Below are 16,850 nucleotides of genomic sequence, written 5' to 3'. Positions count from 1 at the left end.
ATATTTTATTTTATATTTGTATTCCAATTTCTTTTATACATCTTCTTTCTATATTTTGCTTAAATTCTCTATATCCACAATATCCACAATGATATCTATCCTCATGTTCTGCCATAAATCTTCCACATCTTGGGCATATTTTTTTCAATCTCCTCACTTTATTATCCTCAACCTTGTATAATTTTAATATTCTCAAATCTTTCTTTTCAATCATTGTATAATTTTATTCCTTTTTAATATATGTTTTGGCTCTAATTTTTTCATATCTTCCTCATTCTGATATACATTTATAAATGCTTTTGATCTTTGTTTCCAAATTCTTGTGAATATTTTTTCTACTACAATTAAATTTTTGTCTTTTCCGATCATTGCAGAAACTTTTTCCCTTATATCATCTCTCTTTGGTGTTGGTTCATTTTTATGATCTATCAAAACAATAATTTCTTCTCTATTTAATAATTGATTATTTTCCCTACTTATTATTTTTAGATCCATGTAAATAATTTATATGATATAATTTTTTAAAATGATGAACAGACATTATTATAAAATTAATGATATCATAATAATGACTTATAGCTTGTCATTCTTAGTAGGATATCTCTCAGCAGATTATATAATTAAGAAATTTTCACCAGAATTCTTTATTGAAATTAAAACAAGAACAAAAGAATATAGAGCAAAAATACATCATATATATTTATCAGCATTTGGAATAATACCTGCAATGATTGGAACGATTACATATTTATATGAATTATATATATTAACAACATTATTTTTGGGTGCTACAATTCATGATGCAATATTGGAAATAAGAAAAAGATTGAAAAAATTAGATTATATTAAACAAAGCTAATAAACCTATTATTAAAGCTCCAATTCCAATTAAACCTGTTGGAGATATTTTCTCAGAAATCTATTTTTTGAGATTGAGTATAGTTTGGTATTAAATTATTTGGCCCAAATACATATATCGGAACTTGAGTACTAAATGAAGAGGAACATATGTAGAATTACATACTACACCATATAATAAACTACTTATACCACTAGAAGTTCCTAAAATATTTATATCTAATTCTGAAGATCCATGAGGACCTATAACAAAATTATTACTGCTTATTCCATTTATACTATAATTATTAACAATTGCTTTATTATTTGTAGTTGATGGAACTGGTACTAAAGAACATTGAATATTTGTTGGTACTAAATTCTTTATTAAGACAGGATATATATACTCTTGTCCAACACATAAACTTATTATATTTGCATCAATTGCTATTCCTATTATTGATGATTGATTAGTTAAANAATTATAGTATACATTATTTTCATAGAATTTTGCATAATTATTTATTGATTGAATTTGAGTATTACATAATGATCCTGCACACATGGATTTCTGATATGTGAAATCTGAATTACAATTTCTAGAGAATTGTGCTCCATTATATATTATATAACATGTTTGTGCATTCTCATCTACTATATTAAATGTTGTTATTGATTGCAATTGTGCTCCATTTGGTGGAGAAATTATATAACTTATTGGTAATATTATTGAATAATTATATACGTATGTATTCCATCCATAAACTGTAAATGTTATATTATAATCCTGTGGAGAACAATATGGATTTGTTATATTAATTTCTACATTTAAGTANNNTACTTGATTTGTATTTAATGAATTTATTTGACCTCCAGTATTTGATACTTGTATACAATTTGAATTATAATATCCATTTTGTACAGATATATTTTCAGCAGGTNCTGGTCCTGTATTTTGTACTGCTAATGTTATATATGAAGGTTGTCCATATGTTACTTGTGTTAATGATGGATTAGTATATATATTTAATGTATCCCAGTTAATATTTACATATCCAGACTATGTTACAGGACTATATACTGTTAATCCATATGAATTCTGATATGTTACACTATAATTTACTGTACAATCTTGATGTAGACATAGATTTGTTGGGAAATAAACATATAATGGAGAAATTTGTTGTTCCTGTATAAGAAACTACTATTTGGATCATTTGGAAGGGACCAATTTATATTTATTGTAAGATTTCCAATTCCAACATTTGTTATATTACCAATATAAATTGCATCACCAGGATTTATATTATAAATATATGGATAATATGTTAAATTTTGCAAATATACGATAGCATTTGGATTTATTACAAATAAATAATATCCTGGTCTTTGGAGATATTGGTAACCATCCTTCTGCCTGTGCTACTATATGACCAATATTACACAAAGTTCCATTTGCATCACATATATAATTTGATGGATTATTACATATTGTTTTTAAATAATCTTGATATATTACATAATAACCTGCATTATCACTAAAATTATATAAAGTAAAGTAAGAATTACCAAAAGGACCATGAGGAAAACTTTCTGGAATTTATAATGCCTCATTTGAATATATATTATAAACAGCATTTCTATCTATAATATATTGTGTGAAGTTGAATGGTAAATTTGATATACCTTGTACATACGCAAATGAATCTGGGTTATAATATTGATTCGAACTATATAACCAAGCAGCAACAGGAGGTATACTAGTATTTGTATTACCATCACTACACAACCAGTTATATTCACCATTTACATTAAATCCTACAGAAGTATTTTGCGCTAAAACATATATTCCATTATAATATGTATAATATGTTCCTGAATATGGTCCATAATATGAGAAACTGATAGATAGAGGATTTGAACAAGTACTTGTTAGTGTCCATGCATGGGAACATGATTGATTAGTAAATTCTCCAGAACTTGCAACTAATATTTGTAATGGAATTATTAATAAATGATTGATTAAATGAAACATTATTGTAATAATATTCTCCATAATATGTATAATTTCCAGTATTAGTATCATAATTACTTACATATAAATCACATAAATTCTGACCCCAATCTGGAATCCCAGATCCAGGACAGTTTGTTTCAGTAATAATACTTGTTCCCTTTGGTGAAACTAATGTAAAGTTAAAATATGTATTATTTAATAAGTTTTTTGAAGAAGGACAACCTGGGATTATTTGTGCTGCATCATCAGATCCTTGATATATTGGATTTGTATAATATTCAAAATAATATGGATAATTTAGATATTTGAACCATTATAATTATATTGATCACAAGAAATTAATGTACAATTTTAAACAGTTATATTATAATCCATTATTGTAAATTTTATGTTATTTGATAAATTTAATGTAAATTATTGAAATATACAGTATATTATAAATGGATATATTGTCACCTAAATAACTATAATTACAATTGTCAAAAATTTGTGAAAGATTTGATGAATTATAAAATATATAAGAAACATTTACTAATCCACTAAATCCTTGTGTTGTTATATTTAACGAATCTGAAGGCGTACATATCTGATTTTAACTTAGATATAGTTCCTGAGAATGTATATTAAATAATAGTGGTAATAAAACTAATGAAAGGATAAATAATTTTTTCTTTCTCAATATCATCGATGATATTGTTGCAATTAAAATTATTAATATTATTAAATAATAATAGTTTGTATAATTATAATAAATTTTTATACAACTTATTGGCTGAGTTTTAGTTATACTTATATTATTTTGTATTATTGTGTTGTTTATTATCCATAGATTTGAATATTGAGATGAATAGAAAGAAATATAATAAACTCCATTCCCTATTGTATAATTTAAACAATTATTATTTATATTTCCAGTATTTTTTACATTTGATTCAGAATTATATCCTATATTTAATATTCCAGAAATATTTGAACATATATAGAAGTAATTATTTGTATAATTTACATAAATTAAATTATTTAATGGAATTCCATAAGTTTTTGATTGATTTATAATATCAATATGTAGAATAATCCTAATCTAAATTATTATTAGAATATAGATTTATACATAAATCAAAGCTAGTAGAATTCAATGGTAATTGTAAATTCACATAAGTAAATTGCGTACTATTCCAGCTTATATTTCCTAAATATATAATTTCATTAAATCCCAATGTATTTGAATAAACTTCTTCTTCTACATTCGGAGTAACTGGATGTCTATAATGATCAGGAGATGGAGCTACTATAAATGTTAAATTTCCATTACCCCTGTAAATAAACACCATCCAACCTTGTTGTTGGACCTAAAACAATAAATCTTAACCTATATATTGATTCTGTTTGATTATTATATAATAAAGTTATTTTTAATGAATAAGCATTTGGATTCAATGTTGCAACATTTATATATGGAATATTTATTATATTATATCCCTCATTTAATTGTATATCTTCAGTATAATTGTATACTGGATTATGTAAAATATCATCCTATGGAGATATTAGAAATATTCAATGTAGGATTTGTATTTATACTTGCAATATATCCTACTGTAAATTAATATAATTTGAAACACCAATACCAGAAGGTCCACTTTATGAAGAATAATAATATGCTGATGAAGATAATAAACTACACTCCATGTATATAAAGCAGGAGCATTTGAATATGTATCATTTTTTACAATATAAATTTCTGGAACATTATTTGGATTATATATATAAAATTCTTGATATACTCCTGGATAATATATAAATGGTAAACCATCTATTTCACTAATGGTGTATATAAATAAACAACAATATAATAATATCCAGAAGGTAAATTATCTGGAATTGTATAATTTAATGGCATATTTAATGATTCTCCCGGTTGTAAATATATATTTTTTATTACATATTATATACCTCATTATCTGAGGTAAATTGAAATGGATAAATATTATTATTATCATTTTTTTGTATTATTTGTATTGCTAATGATGCATTTGGTATATAATAAATATCTCTATAATTTATATAAACGTTATAATATAATGTTTGACCTACAGATAAATTATTGCTTGATAAATTTATACTTAAAAATGTTACTGGTTTATATAAAGATTCTGGATGCCATATATTATATCCTTTAGAAAAAATTGAATATAAGAAAAATAAAAGAAATGATAATAAATATATCTTTTTCATAAAAATTCATTCATAAAAAATTTTTTAAATCTTCTTACCAGTAGCAGTTTCTATAACTTCATCTATTGTTTTTACAGGTGTTATTTTTATCTTATCAAATAAGTCTTCGGGTATATCATTATACTTACCTTCTGGCACTATAACTTCTTTTAATTTAGATTCAATTGCAGCTTCTACTTTTGCTATTATACCANNNNCAGGTAATACTTCTCCTCTTATTGATAAAGAACCTGTCATTGCTAGATCTTGTCTCACTGGCCAATTCTTTAATGCAGATATTATTGCAGTTGTAACAGTTATTGAAGCAGAATCCCCTTCTACACCTTCATATGTTTGTAAAAATTGGACATGAACTATATATTTCTTCAAATCTTCTCCGAACTTCTTTTTTATTACTGCAGATACATTTATTGCTTCTCTTGCAATTTTTCCCTAATTTCCTGTAGCAATAATTTCTCTACCACCTTTTCCAGGCACAACTTCTGCCTCAACTGTAATACCAATCCTGAATAATATAATCTTGATCCAATTACTGCCAATCCATTTACTCTTCCAACTTCATATCCTTCAGTTTTTCTTGTTTGATATTCTTTCCTTCTTTCAATATAATATTTTGATAATTGTTCTTCAATTGTTAATGCCTTTTCCTTTGCCTCTATAACATCTTCAGGTTCAACATATTCTTTTCCTTTTGATTTTGCAATATCTCCTGCTAATCTTACTAATCCTCCCAAATCTCTTAATCTTAATGTTAAATAACTTTTTCTTCCAGATCTTCTTTGAGCTTCCTTAATAATTTCTATTACAGCCTCTTTTGTAAAATGAGGTTTATTGCCTGTCTTTTTTATTTCCTGTGCAACAAATTGAGCAAATTTTTTTGCAGTTTCCTCAGTAAATAATATTTCAGAATTCATAAATACTTCATATCCATATCCTCTTATTCTTGATCTAAATGCTGGATGCAATTTTTGTAATGTTTCTAAATTTCCAGCTGCAACTAGTACAAAATCAGCAGGAGCTGGAGTAGTTCTTACCATTGCACCAGCAGATCTTTCAGATCTTCCAAATATTGGATTTTTCTTTTCTTGTAAAACAGATAATAATTCTATTTGAACTTCTGCTCTTAATGTACCAATTTCATCTATAAATAGNACACCTCTGTGTGCCTTATGTATTGCACCAGGAATAACCCTTTGATGGGCTGGAGTTTCAAGACCTCCAGGTTGAAATGGGTCATGCAATACATCTCCAAATAACATACCTTCAAATGCACCTGTAGCATCTACAAATGGTACAGATGTCCTATTTGAGTTATCTTCCAATAATTTTGGTACATTTTTCATTATTTGCTTTTGCATTGCTTGGAAAGAAAAAGATAATCCAGCCATTAAAATCATAAATCCAATAAATGTTGCACCAGCCATTATATAATTTCCTGCATAATATAAGTACATTGGAGTAAATGCAGATATAAATAAGAATAGAATATAAAAATATTGAAACATCTTTGCTTGTTCTAAAACCCTTTTTCTAATTTCTTCTACAATTTTTTTACCAGCTCCCATTGGTACTGTCTTTATTATTGGCTGATATTCATCATTTGGATTTGGAAATACTAATATATCTTCTAAATTTTTAACTTGTTTCTTTTTTTCTAGCAATATTGCTGCCAATGCCTGTGCTATCATAGATTTACCAGTACCAGGATCTCCTATCAATAAAACATGTCTTCCTTTGTTTAGCAGCTTTTTTAATTATATCCAATGCCTTATCTTGTCCAATACTTTGTTCTGATATTTTCTCAGGTACATTTATTTCTTCTGTAGTATTAAATGTAAATTTGTTCATATAAGTCCTTTATTGATATTACATTGTTTTCAGACTATAATATATTTTATAAAGTTAAAAAATAAAAAGATGAAATATGTTTGAATATATAAAAATAGATAGAAGAATAGTATATAATTTAATAATTATAGGTTTTTTCCTATCTTTTAATCATTGGGATAATTTATTTTTTGGATTAGCTAATCTATTTTTCTCAATAATTTATACAGTAATTTCATACTTTATACTTTTATTTATATTTAATTTAGTTTGATTCGTTTTATGGTTTATATATTTATTTAGATAATGTTATTGCAGAATTGAAAATATTATTTTATAAAAGATGATCATATGCATTTTTTTATTATTTATTCATTATTTTAGAAATAATATTATTCTTTATATTTAGATATAACTTGATGTATATGTTATGATTTCTATTTTTGTAATATTATTCTTTTATAATTATATAAAACAAATGAAAATAAAAAGTCAAAGCAAGATCAAAAAATTTTACATATATAAGGAGACACAATCTGAGTTATATAATTACAATTATAATATCAATAATTATTCTTGAGATTATATATTCCAATAGTATTTTCCATGAAACCAATAGTAGTAGAATATAAAAGAATTGGAAGAAGTAAAAATATAGAAGTAAGAAATGATGAAATTATTATGGATATTTTTGATTTCTACAATAATATTATGGATAATATATTCATCAATAAAATATATATCAAACTTTTCAGCATTATTAAATGGTTTTGTTTATTATTTCTTTTATTTCTTATTTTTCTTTACATATACATCAATAATACCAATAGGGATATTATTATCTCCACTTTACAGATGAGAAAAGGATATACATATCCAAATAAATTTATTGGAGATATATTAATATTATCAACTACACCATTTTATATTGCATCTGTTTTAACTATTGCTCTATTACCAATATTTTCTATAATATTTAATCCAATAGAAGTAATAATATTTTCTTAGCAATATTTTCTATAATATGGATAAGGAAACAATTTGTATGTTCTAACAAAATGATATAAAAAATATCTAAAGGTTATATTCATTGATTAATAGTAAAAAATTGGTTATGCTTAAAAGGTTAACTTTATAAACATAATATTTAAAAATTTATTGTTGTCCAAAAGCTTATAAAAAATCCTGAATTAAATGTCCAATATGTGGAAGTACAGAATTTATATACAATGAGAAAACAGCAGAATTAGTATGTGCAAAATGTGGATATGTAATTGAAGAAGTTCCATATTTGGGAAAGGAATATAGAACAATAAATTCAGAAGATGTTGATAAAATTATCAAGAAAAGGTAGTGCAATGAGATATACAAATATACCAAGTATGATATCGACAGAAATTGGAAAAGCAGAATCAAAAGATGAGGATATTGCGTTATCTAGAAAACTTAAAAAATGGCAGCACAGATCTACAAGTTCATATGAAAGAAATCTAAAATTAGCACAACAGGAATTAAAGAGGATTTCTTCATTCCTGCAATTATGAAAACAGGTAGAAGAAACAGCATTAAAATTATATATAGCTGCTGTTGAAAAGGGATGTAATTAGAGGAAGATCTGTAGAAACTGTTATTGCTGCATGCACATATATAGCATGTAGAATACATGATGTTGCAAGAACAATAGATGAAATAGTTAAAGCATCAAATATACATAAAAAAGAATTGGGAAGAACATATAAGCACTTATTACAAGCATTAAAGATAAAAATAAAACCAATAGATGTTACAGAATAAGTACATAGATTTTCATCATTATTAAACCTACCACCAGAAGTAGTATCTACTGCAATAGAAATAGTTAATAAAGCAAAAGAATCCNATATAACTGCAGGTAGAGGTCCAGCAGGAGTTGCAGCAGCTGCAATATATTTAGCATGCGTAAAACATGGAATACAGAAGACACAAAAAGATATAGCAGAAGTTGCTGGAATAACTGAAGTTACAATAAGAAATAGATATAAGGAAATGTTAGAAAAATTAAATCTTAAAGATATTGAAGCAAAAATGAAGCTGGTGAGGAATGGTAATATTACCAAAGGCATTAAAAATTAAAAATAGATATATCTTATTAGATTTTTTTGATGAAGAAAAATTAAAAAATGATTTTATTAAATATTTTGGATATATAAATTATTATGATTTACATTTGAATAAAATAGAAATAAATAAAAGAATAATTTTGTCTTAGATAAAAAACATTTGTATAAAATAATCTTTTTATTATATTTACAAAATATAAAAAATTTTAAAATATTTAAAACATTAAAAAGTGCAAAATCTTTTTTAAATATATCTTAAACTTTATCTTTATGGAAACTGATCTTGGACAATTCGGACCAAGGGATAGAGGATGGGCAATATTTTCACCGGACAGGAAAATTAATATTAGTAGAATATGCAAAACAGGCTGCTAAAGCTGGATCAACAGCAATTGGAATATCTACAACAGACGGTATATTAATAATTGCAGATAAAAAGATTCCAAGTAAATTAATTATAACAGATTCTATTGAAAAAATTATGGAAATTGATGATAATATAATTGGAACATTCTCTGTTTTATACCAGATGGAAGAGTACTAATAGATTATGCAAGTGGAATTACTCAACATCATAAATTACAATATGGAAAACAAGTAGATATAGAACTATTAGTAAGGGAAATAAGTGATGTAATGCAATTTTATACAAGATTTGGTGGTGTAAGACCTTTTGCTGTATCATTAATAATTGGAGGAATAGATAAAGATGGCGAACCAAAGTTATTTTCATTAGATCCCTCTGGAATATTCTATAGATATAAAGCTGTTGTAATGGGAGAAGGAGAAGATAAAATTACACCAATATTCTAAGAAAGATATAAAGAAATGGAATTAAATGAGGCAATTAAATTTGGAATACATATATTAAAAGAATATTTAGGAGATAATTTTGCATATGAGAGATTAATATTATCTTATGTAAAGAAAGGTGATAAAGTTAAAACAGTTGAAAATCATGAAATAAAAGAGTTATATGAAGGATAAAGATACAGAAATAAGTATAAAATATAAAAAAGGAGGCTATAATTTTGAGATAATGGTATATTTAAGAAAAGCTCTTGAATATAAGGAAGGGAAAATAAAAGATATAAGAGAAGTATTAACTATATAAGAAATTTTTAAAGATTCTAAAAAGGGAGAAAGAGCATCAGCTGAATCTCTAAAGAAAGCTTTTGGAACAACAGATATTCTTGAAATTGCAAAAGAAATATTAACAAATTCTGAAATTCCATTACCAACAGAAATAAGAAAGAATTAATTGAAGAAAAGAAAAAACAAATTATTGAATATATAAGAAGAATAGCATATGATAGCAAAAATAATATGCCATTAACATATGAAAGAGCAAAAGAATTATTCGATATGGTAAAATATAAGTAGATATAAATAAACCTGTAGAAAAACAAGCTGAAGAGGTTTTAAAGGAAATAAGAAAAAAATATCCATTAGAGCTAGAATATAAAAATATAAGATTTACAGTATACCCAAATTCATTCAAAATAATTGGAATAATAAAAAATAAATATAAAATTATAAAAGAAAATTGGGGTGAAAATTATGAAGCAATCTTAGAAATCCCAATTGGTTCATTATCAGAATTTTATTCAGATGTAGGAAAGTTATGTGGAGAAGATTGTATAGTTGAAGAAATAAAAAAATAATTATCCAGATTTTCCCTTATCTCCACCTTGTTTTTCAGATCCCTTTCCCACTTTCAGAACTAGGACCAGTGCCAGATAATATCAAAAATACTCCTATTAAAACAAAAAATATGGCTGCCAAAAATATATAAGGATTAAAAGTTATTATATAATTCAGTGCTCCTGGAGATGTACCAAAAGTTATCGATAAAAAATAACCTTGATATGCATAATACATAGCTAATAAAGCAAATAAAATAATAAATATTACCATTATCAATGGTATATATCTAGCGCTACTTTGTCTTTCACCCGAAAACATTCTTTTTTCTATTAATTCAAATATTTTTCCATTTGTTAAGAAAGCTCCCAAAAGTATAAAGAAAAAGAACACTAAAATCATTGAATCTATAAAAGCTACAAAATATTGAGTATATAATACAAAACCAGGAAATGTTGTTTATAATAATGATGCAGAAACAGATATAATAAATGCTAGTACACTATTTATATCTTTTTTTCCTTCTTTTTCATCCTTTTTTCCAATAGCATCTAATAAGAATTTTATTAGAAAATATAATATTCCAAAATAAAATAGAAAAGTAAATATTAGATTTATTCCCAATATATTTAGGAGGTTTATTATGAAACTTGCAAACGATACCATATATCAAAATTAATTTTTGTTACTTTTAAATTATTACATAGATTCATAAATATTTATATCTTCATTTATATTATTTTTCCAATCAAATTCCTTAGTTATTTCATACATTTGCTTTTTTATTTCCATTTTATCATATAATTCCAAATTATAATATTGCAAAAATTTATTATATATAAGTTCTTTATCCAAATTGCTTTTATCTACACTGATTATAAATTCATGACTTATATTTTTATTTATTAGATTTCTATAAAATCCAGTTTTTTTAGATAAAACAATTGGAACAAAATTATTCATTGCTTCTAATGGTGTATATCCATAAGGTTCATAGCTTTATAAAAATATACCAAAATCAAATGCTGGTAATATATATTCTGTATCTAAACTAAATAATACATCATTTCCAAGATAAACGGGAACATATATAACTTTTACATAATTATTTTTATCATTATTTAAATTATTTTCTCTCAATTTTTCAATTATAATATTATTTTCTACATCATGGGTACATATTGGTGGATTTTTATTCTTTATTCTATCTAACTTATCCAATATATTTTTTCCATTATATAAAGATCTAATAATTAAATTAATATTTTCTTCTATATTTTCCTTCAATTTAATATATTCTTTATAAGATCTAATTATATTATCATTTTGTCCTTTAATACTATAAGGAACAAAAATAAACGCAATAATATTTAATTTATTTTCATCTAAATATTTCAATAAATCAATAAATAAATTCAAACCTTTATTATATGGTTCAAATCTACCAATAGTATATATTAGTAAGTATTTTTCTGGTAAATCATAATATGGATAAAAATACCAAGTTAAAAATTCATCTATCCATTTTTTTGAAATTTTATAATAATTAAATAATTCTTTTTCTTTTACATTTATATAATTATATGTTATATAATCTGGTTTTCTCTTATATATTTTATATGCTTCTTCTCCCAAATTATCAGATACAACTGTAAATATATCTGTATTCACTTCGCCTGTTTTTCCAATTGATATTTTGAATTTATTCCTAATCTATATGAATCTTTATCATGGATCTATTATATTCAATGCATTTTCTACATTTACATTTTTTTCAGATAATTCTCCTGCAATAACTGTTCCATGAATTTTTAATATTGTTTTATAATTTAGATTGTTCTTCTTTATATATAATATTGTACCTCCAGATAACCATTCATGTGTATGTAATATTTTTTTCTCATTAAAATATTTATCTAATTTTTCTAAAAATATACCGACAGCAACCGACCATAATAATGGCTCATCAAACGTAAAATCTGAATTTAAAGAATCTATTTTATACCATAGCCTATATTTATATTTCCATAAATTTCTTTCTTTATTAAAAAATTCATCAAATTCTATTAGAAATACATTTGGGGTTGATTCAATATTCCAATATCCATAATGTACCTTAATTCCATCTAATTGATAATTTATTTCTTTTATATATTTTGAAGTATCTAATTCAATAAATTCTGAATTATTTTTATGTGGACCAATCAAAAAATATTTATCCTTATATTTTTCTTTTATATATTTTGCTTTAGTAGATATTACTGTGTAGATACCTCCTACTTTATTACATACTTCCCAAGATGGTCTCAAAAATTATCATCTAAATATAATATCTAATATACTTCTTTTCTTTTTATTTCCAGTTAAACAATATGCTAATTCATCTATATATTTCAATGCTATTGACTTTTCGTTATAAAATGCTATTGGTTGATATTGGAGTTGATAATTAATAAAATCTTTAACTATTGGAATAACTGTATATACTTCTTTATTAAATACATCTTCTATAAAATCTATTTCAATACTTTTATCATATTTATTTTCTACTATTTTTACTTTGTTTTTATCTAAAAGATCATATAATTTTTTATTTACATATAAAGGATAGAAATCTGGATTTATTACTAAAAAATTTATGTCCGATATTTTCTCAATATTTAATATATAATTTATATTTGGAAGTACATCAAAAATAATTACATCATAATACCTTTTCAAATAATTTAGATCATTAATACTAAAATCTAAATTATCTATAATTTTTAAATGAAAGTATGGTAATATCTTTATTCCTTCATATATTTTATTTCCAAAGAATTTTTCATTATTTAGAAATATTAAATTCGAAGAATAAATCCCATTTGTGTTTATTATCAATACTTTATAATTATATTCCTTTTTTAAATATGCTGCGAGATTATTCGCCAATGTAGTTTTTCCAACTCCACCTTTTAATGATATAAAAGATACTATCATAATCCTAATAGTTTTGAAAATTTTACTTCAGCTTCTTCTTTTGAAATTTTTTTCTTTACATATATTTCATGAGCTTTTAAGAAATTTCCTATTATTTTTATATATTCGTCCTTATCTTTTGCTTCCTTTACCTTTTCATACAATCCCTCCAACTTTAATGAATTTTTTATCCATTCTGGAAAATGATTTTTATGATAATTAAATTTATCTTGATCTGCATTGTATAGCCAAATTNNNAAATCTTGAAGACCATATAATTTTTGTCCATCAATAGTGATAAATGCTTGTTTTTCATCATCAACTTCAATCATATTAAATTTTATATTGTTATATCTTTAAAAAATATTTATGACAGAGCATGTATTTTATTTCCTTGCACATCAACCAAGAAGTCATAAGATATTATTCTTTTTTTGATTTTGCGATCAAAAATTATTTTCAAGATGATCTAAATAAAAGAATATTAGATAGGGTTGTATATAAATGCTATAAACCAGCATTAGAAATGATATATGATAATATTACAAAATATGATATAAAAGTATCATTTTCAATTTCTGGAACATTAATTGAGCAATTAGAATTGATCAATCCTGAAATTTTGGAATTATGGAAAAAATTGGTAGATACTGGAAATGTAGAAATTGTTTCAGAATTACTATCATTCATTGGCATATTTAATTGATAAAGATGAATTTATTAACCAAATAAAATTGCATAGAAAGAAAATAAAAGAAATATTTAATTATAAATCTAGAAGCTTCAGAAACTTTGAACTTGTATTTAACAATGAAATCGGAGAAATTATATATTCTTTAGGATATAAAGTTGCATTAACTGAAGGAACTGAAAAAATTTTCGGAAATAGAANNCCAAATTATGTATATAAATTAAAAATAAACAATTTAAGATTATTATTAAGAAATTATAGATTATCTGGTGATATAGGATTTAGATTTACAAATAAGAATTGGTCAGAATATCCATTANCTGCAGATAAGTATTATTTATGGCTAAAGAATACTCCAGGGGATTAATAAATATATTTATGGACTTTGAAACAGTTGGAGAACATATATGGAAATAATCTGGAATATTTGAATTTTGGAATAAGTTATTTGAATATATTGGAAAAGAAAAATATTTTGAAACATATAATAAACTGAAGCTACAGAAGAATTTAATTATATAGATGAATTAAATATTCCTGAATTAATATCATGGGCTGATATTGAGAGAGATTTGTCTGCATGGATTGGGGATAGTATACAAAGAGAAGCTTTAGATTATTTGAGAGTATTATTAAAGAATATAAGAATGATGAAAGACCAGTTAAATATATTGAGATATNTATCAACTTCAGATAACTTCTATTATATGAGTTTGAAATATAATAGTGATGGGGATGTACATAAATATTTTAGAGAAGATGCTTTTGCAACCCCATATGATTCTTTTATATCATATATGAATATTCTAAAAGATATAGAATTAAACCAGGCTATTGAAAATAGAAATTAATTTTTCTACAGAATTTTTCCAAGATAAATTTTTTATATCATCCAAACATAATTTTATCTCAAATTCTCCTAATTCTTGGTTAAATAATAATGCTAATATATAATCTGCCATTTTATTTACATCCCAAAAATCAACTGCNAAAGCATTCTTTAATACTTCATATACTCCTGTTTGTTTTGATATTATAATAAAGTCCTTATATTTTAAAGCTTCAAATGGTGTTAAACCAATTGGTTTTGATATAGATGGTAAAACAAATATATCTGCTATTGAATATAAATATTCTGCCAGATCATCATCAACCTATCCTTTAAATATTACATTTTTTGATATATTTAAATCTGCAGCCATTTTTATCAATTGTTCCCACATTTCTCCAGTTCCTGCAAATATAAATAATATATCCTTCCTTTTTTCTAAAACCTTTTTAGCTTGCTCATTAATACATAATCTGGACCCTTATGCATTGTCATTCTCCCAAGATATAATACTATTTTATATTTCTCTTTTATTTTACTATTTATTTTTTCTCTTATATTAAAATCATCATCTGGAGCATTNTATATTACCTCAATCTTCTTTTCATCACAATTATAATATTTTACCAATATATCCTTTTCCCTTTTACTTACTACTACAATTTTATCTGCATATTTAGACAGCTTCCAACTCTATTTCATAATTATAATCATATAAATATTTTAATACATCAGGATTCCCTCCAACTCTATCATACACTAAAGAATGAAAATGAACTACCAGTGGTTTTTTGTATATTTTCTTTATTTCTATACCTGCTAAATCAGTTAACCAAGCATATGCATATATAATATCGAAATCTAATTTCATTTTCTTCAATATATCTAATATTCTATCTTTATATTCAATTACTGCTCTTTTATAGTTATAATTTTTCTTTTGTATAATGTAAAAGATTCATATTTAAAATAATCTATATATGTTTGATATAATTTCATATTTAATCCAAAGATTTTTGAATTCTTTCACTTATTATCCCAAAAAGATTTTACATCATCAGTCAAGTTTAAAATAAATAAATAAACATTATTATTAAAATAATCAAGATATTTTAAATAATAATAGGTTACTTTTTCTAATCCACCACCTTTTTGAGGAAACANNCCCCATGATAAAAACAGTATTTTCATAATTAAAAAATGAAAAAAAATAATTATAAATCTTTTAACAAAAATATTTGTATGGAAAAGGAAATTGAATTGGAAAATTTTAATTATGCTGTTATAAATAATAACGGTTGATTTTTGTTTTTACCTTTACTATATAACAGTAGATATTTCGGTTTATTACAATATTATAACAACAATTTTATCAAAATAATAGAAAAAATAGAAAATAGGGATATGAATTATAATGAAATTGAAAAAGTAATATTGNNGGATTATAATGTATAAAAATAATGTATAAAAATGNNNGGGAGGAATATAAATTAATAGATAATAAATTAATGTATAAAACAAATAAATACTCTACATTAAATGTTTATTTCGATATAAGATATTTATACGATATAAATGAATGGGGAAGGATATATAATAATGAAAAAAATAAGGATTATGTAAAAATAAAATTTAATAAAGGTGATTTAATCTATGAAGTAATAATAAAGGGATTTGAAGTTTATCAAGAATTAAATGAATGGGTAAAAGTAA

General features: G+C 23.9%; 23 protein-coding genes and 5 pseudogenes. 12 read left to right on the top strand and 16 right to left on the bottom strand.

Going from position 1 to position 16,850, the window contains the following annotated elements; all coding sequences use genetic code 11:
• Positions 1 to 10: 10 nt before the first annotated feature.
• Positions 11 to 214: a 30S ribosomal protein S27ae gene (locus LUA84_RS00675; protein WP_231433965.1), complete on the bottom strand. Its 204-nt coding sequence runs from the start codon at positions 212 to 214 to the stop codon at positions 11 to 13.
• Positions 211 to 495, bottom strand: a complete 285-nt coding sequence (locus tag LUA84_RS00670; protein WP_231433964.1) for a 30S ribosomal protein S24e — start codon at positions 493 to 495, stop codon at positions 211 to 213. The genes LUA84_RS00675 and LUA84_RS00670 overlap by 4 nt, the downstream gene beginning before the upstream one ends.
• A 34-nt stretch (positions 496 to 529) precedes the next feature.
• Between LUA84_RS00670 and LUA84_RS00665 the strand changes: the two genes are divergently transcribed.
• Positions 530 to 859: a hypothetical protein gene (locus LUA84_RS00665; RefSeq protein WP_231433963.1), complete on the top strand. Its 330-nt coding sequence runs from the start codon at positions 530 to 532 to the stop codon at positions 857 to 859.
• 1,578 nt (positions 860 to 2,437) lie between these two features.
• On the opposite strand, the gene LUA84_RS00660 is transcribed toward LUA84_RS00665, so the two are convergent.
• The 6 genes and pseudogenes from LUA84_RS00660 to LUA84_RS00635 form a co-directional block, all read right to left on the bottom strand.
• The gene (locus LUA84_RS00660) at positions 2,438 to 2,893 is read right to left on the bottom strand and encodes a hypothetical protein (RefSeq protein ID WP_231433962.1); all 456 of its coding nucleotides are present in this window, start codon (positions 2,891 to 2,893) and stop codon (positions 2,438 to 2,440) included.
• 1,037 nt (positions 2,894 to 3,930) lie between these two features.
• Complete coding sequence (locus tag LUA84_RS00655) at positions 3,931 to 4,185, bottom strand: hypothetical protein (RefSeq protein ID WP_231433961.1); 255 nt, start codon at positions 4,183 to 4,185, stop codon at positions 3,931 to 3,933.
• Entirely contained in the window at positions 4,163 to 4,291 is a 129-nt protein-coding gene (locus LUA84_RS03995) for a hypothetical protein (protein ID WP_256443468.1), read from the bottom strand. The genes LUA84_RS00655 and LUA84_RS03995 overlap by 23 nt, the downstream gene beginning before the upstream one ends.
• Before the next feature lie 501 nt (positions 4,292 to 4,792).
• Positions 4,793 to 5,089: a hypothetical protein gene (locus LUA84_RS00650; RefSeq protein WP_231433960.1), complete on the bottom strand. Its 297-nt coding sequence runs from the start codon at positions 5,087 to 5,089 to the stop codon at positions 4,793 to 4,795.
• Between the two features lie 42 nt (positions 5,090 to 5,131).
• Positions 5,132 to 6,807 (bottom strand): annotated as a pseudogene (gene lonB, locus LUA84_RS00640) (ATP-dependent protease LonB); the annotation flags it as partial.
• Positions 6,782 to 6,937, bottom strand: a complete 156-nt coding sequence (locus tag LUA84_RS00635) for a hypothetical protein (RefSeq protein WP_231433957.1) — start codon at positions 6,935 to 6,937, stop codon at positions 6,782 to 6,784. The gene LUA84_RS00635 and the pseudogene lonB, both read right to left, overlap by 26 nt.
• A 585-nt stretch (positions 6,938 to 7,522) precedes the next feature.
• Here LUA84_RS00635 and LUA84_RS00630 point away from each other — a divergent pair.
• From LUA84_RS00630 to LUA84_RS00600, 10 genes and pseudogenes are all read left to right on the top strand, one after another.
• Positions 7,523 to 7,924: a hypothetical protein gene (locus LUA84_RS00630; RefSeq protein WP_231433956.1), complete on the top strand. Its 402-nt coding sequence runs from the start codon at positions 7,523 to 7,525 to the stop codon at positions 7,922 to 7,924.
• Between the two features lie 181 nt (positions 7,925 to 8,105).
• Positions 8,106 to 8,270, top strand: a complete 165-nt coding sequence (locus LUA84_RS04590; RefSeq protein ID WP_342765387.1) for a TFIIB-type zinc ribbon-containing protein — start codon at positions 8,106 to 8,108, stop codon at positions 8,268 to 8,270.
• A complete protein-coding gene (locus tag LUA84_RS00625) occupies positions 8,245 to 8,460 on the top strand; it encodes a hypothetical protein (RefSeq protein ID WP_231433955.1) in 216 nt (71 codons plus the stop codon). The genes LUA84_RS04590 and LUA84_RS00625 overlap by 26 nt, the downstream gene beginning before the upstream one ends.
• Positions 8,461 to 8,503: 43 nt before the next feature.
• Positions 8,504 to 8,710 carry a transcription initiation factor IIB family protein gene (locus LUA84_RS00620; protein WP_231433954.1) on the top strand — a complete coding sequence of 69 codons (207 nt, stop codon included), beginning with the start codon at positions 8,504 to 8,506 and terminating at the stop codon, positions 8,708 to 8,710.
• 12 nt (positions 8,711 to 8,722) lie between these two features.
• Positions 8,723 to 9,028 (top strand): annotated as a pseudogene (locus tag LUA84_RS04975) (transcription initiation factor IIB); the annotation flags it as partial.
• Entirely contained in the window at positions 8,997 to 9,164 is a 168-nt protein-coding gene (locus LUA84_RS00615; protein ID WP_231433953.1) for a hypothetical protein, read from the top strand. The pseudogene LUA84_RS04975 and the gene LUA84_RS00615, both read left to right, overlap by 32 nt.
• A gap of 134 nt (positions 9,165 to 9,298) precedes the next feature.
• Positions 9,299 to 9,559: an Ntn hydrolase family protein gene (locus LUA84_RS03990; RefSeq protein ID WP_256443467.1), complete on the top strand. Its 261-nt coding sequence runs from the start codon at positions 9,299 to 9,301 to the stop codon at positions 9,557 to 9,559.
• A complete protein-coding gene (locus LUA84_RS03985) occupies positions 9,526 to 9,828 on the top strand; it encodes an Ntn hydrolase family protein (RefSeq protein ID WP_308112645.1) in 303 nt (100 codons plus the stop codon). The genes LUA84_RS03990 and LUA84_RS03985 overlap by 34 nt, the downstream gene beginning before the upstream one ends.
• A 15-nt stretch (positions 9,829 to 9,843) precedes the next feature.
• Positions 9,844 to 10,002 (top strand): hypothetical protein, encoded by a 159-nt coding sequence (locus LUA84_RS00605; RefSeq protein ID WP_231433952.1) that lies wholly within the window; start codon positions 9,844 to 9,846, stop codon positions 10,000 to 10,002.
• Positions 9,992 to 10,276, top strand: a pseudogene (locus tag LUA84_RS00600) (hypothetical protein). Before LUA84_RS00605 ends, LUA84_RS00600 begins: the two are co-directional and overlap by 11 nt.
• Positions 10,277 to 10,713: 437 nt before the next feature.
• Here the strand turns inward: LUA84_RS00600 and LUA84_RS00595 are convergent.
• From LUA84_RS00595 to LUA84_RS00575, 5 genes and pseudogenes are all read right to left on the bottom strand, one after another.
• On the bottom strand, positions 10,714 to 11,061 hold the full coding sequence (locus LUA84_RS00595; RefSeq protein ID WP_231433951.1) for a hypothetical protein: 348 nt from the start codon (positions 11,059 to 11,061) through the stop codon (positions 10,714 to 10,716).
• A gap of 57 nt (positions 11,062 to 11,118) precedes the next feature.
• A complete protein-coding gene (locus tag LUA84_RS00590) occupies positions 11,119 to 11,325 on the bottom strand; it encodes a hypothetical protein (RefSeq protein ID WP_231433950.1) in 207 nt (68 codons plus the stop codon).
• A gap of 33 nt (positions 11,326 to 11,358) precedes the next feature.
• Positions 11,359 to 11,622 (bottom strand): hypothetical protein, encoded by a 264-nt coding sequence (locus tag LUA84_RS00585; RefSeq protein WP_231433949.1) that lies wholly within the window; start codon positions 11,620 to 11,622, stop codon positions 11,359 to 11,361.
• Positions 11,623 to 11,658: 36 nt separating this feature from the next.
• Positions 11,659 to 12,969: pseudogene (locus LUA84_RS00580) on the bottom strand (glycogen/starch synthase).
• Positions 12,970 to 12,975: 6 nt separating this feature from the next.
• Positions 12,976 to 13,638 carry an AAA family ATPase gene (locus LUA84_RS00575; protein ID WP_231433948.1) on the bottom strand — a complete coding sequence of 221 codons (663 nt, stop codon included), beginning with the start codon at positions 13,636 to 13,638 and terminating at the stop codon, positions 12,976 to 12,978.
• A gap of 358 nt (positions 13,639 to 13,996) precedes the next feature.
• Here LUA84_RS00575 and LUA84_RS04970 point away from each other — a divergent pair.
• Positions 13,997 to 14,675: pseudogene (locus tag LUA84_RS04970) on the top strand (polysaccharide deacetylase family protein).
• A gap of 454 nt (positions 14,676 to 15,129) precedes the next feature.
• On the opposite strand, the gene LUA84_RS04965 reads toward LUA84_RS04970, so the two are convergent.
• The 3 genes from LUA84_RS04965 to LUA84_RS00560 all read right to left on the bottom strand — a co-directional run bounded on the left by LUA84_RS04965 (position 15,130) and on the right by LUA84_RS00560 (position 16,017).
• Entirely contained in the window at positions 15,130 to 15,450 is a 321-nt protein-coding gene (locus tag LUA84_RS04965) for a glycosyltransferase (RefSeq protein WP_457913316.1), read from the bottom strand.
• A 125-nt stretch (positions 15,451 to 15,575) separates the two neighbouring features.
• Positions 15,576 to 15,767, bottom strand: a complete 192-nt coding sequence (locus LUA84_RS00565; RefSeq protein ID WP_231433947.1) for a hypothetical protein — start codon at positions 15,765 to 15,767, stop codon at positions 15,576 to 15,578.
• Between the two features lie 46 nt (positions 15,768 to 15,813).
• Positions 15,814 to 16,017: a hypothetical protein gene (locus LUA84_RS00560; RefSeq protein WP_231433946.1), complete on the bottom strand. Its 204-nt coding sequence runs from the start codon at positions 16,015 to 16,017 to the stop codon at positions 15,814 to 15,816.
• Positions 16,018 to 16,850 lie beyond the last annotated feature (833 nt).

It is taken from the genome of Candidatus Nanopusillus massiliensis (genome assembly GCF_920984865.1).
The sequence above is the reverse complement of the archived record's forward strand: the minus strand, read 5'-3'. Positions and strand labels throughout refer to the sequence as shown.

What these genes read in the sequence shown, in the direction of transcription:
- LUA84_RS00675 (WP_231433965.1), bottom strand. Translation starts at nt 214, where the DNA reads ATGATTGAAAAGAAAGATTTGAGAATATTAAAATTATACAAGGTTGAG.
- LUA84_RS00670 (WP_231433964.1), bottom strand. Translation starts at nt 495, where the DNA reads ATGGATCTAAAAATAATAAGTAGGGAAAATAATCAATTATTAAATAGA.
- LUA84_RS00665 (WP_231433963.1), top strand. Translation starts at nt 530, where the DNA reads ATGAACAGACATTATTATAAAATTAATGATATCATAATAATGACTTAT.
- LUA84_RS00660 (WP_231433962.1), bottom strand. Translation starts at nt 2,893, where the DNA reads ATGGAGAATATTATTACAATAATGTTTCATTTAATCAATCATTTATTA.
- LUA84_RS00655 (WP_231433961.1), bottom strand. Translation starts at nt 4,185, where the DNA reads ATGGTGTTTATTTACAGGGGTAATGGAAATTTAACATTTATAGTAGCT.
- LUA84_RS00650 (WP_231433960.1), bottom strand. Translation starts at nt 5,089, where the DNA reads ATGAAAAAGATATATTTATTATCATTTCTTTTATTTTTCTTATATTCA.
- LUA84_RS00635 (WP_231433957.1), bottom strand. Translation starts at nt 6,937, where the DNA reads ATGAACAAATTTACATTTAATACTACAGAAGAAATAAATGTACCTGAG.
- LUA84_RS00630 (WP_231433956.1), top strand. Translation starts at nt 7,523, where the DNA reads ATGAAACCAATAGTAGTAGAATATAAAAGAATTGGAAGAAGTAAAAAT.
- LUA84_RS00615 (WP_231433953.1), top strand. Translation starts at nt 8,997, where the DNA reads ATGGTAATATTACCAAAGGCATTAAAAATTAAAAATAGATATATCTTA.
- LUA84_RS00605 (WP_231433952.1), top strand. Translation starts at nt 9,844, where the DNA reads ATGGAATTAAATGAGGCAATTAAATTTGGAATACATATATTAAAAGAA.
- LUA84_RS00595 (WP_231433951.1), bottom strand. Translation starts at nt 11,061, where the DNA reads ATGATTTTAGTGTTCTTTTTCTTTATACTTTTGGGAGCTTTCTTAACA.
- LUA84_RS00590 (WP_231433950.1), bottom strand. Translation starts at nt 11,325, where the DNA reads ATGGTATCGTTTGCAAGTTTCATAATAAACCTCCTAAATATATTGGGA.
- LUA84_RS00585 (WP_231433949.1), bottom strand. Translation starts at nt 11,622, where the DNA reads ATGAATAATTTTGTTCCAATTGTTTTATCTAAAAAAACTGGATTTTAT.
- LUA84_RS00575 (WP_231433948.1), bottom strand. Translation starts at nt 13,638, where the DNA reads ATGATAGTATCTTTTATATCATTAAAAGGTGGAGTTGGAAAAACTACA.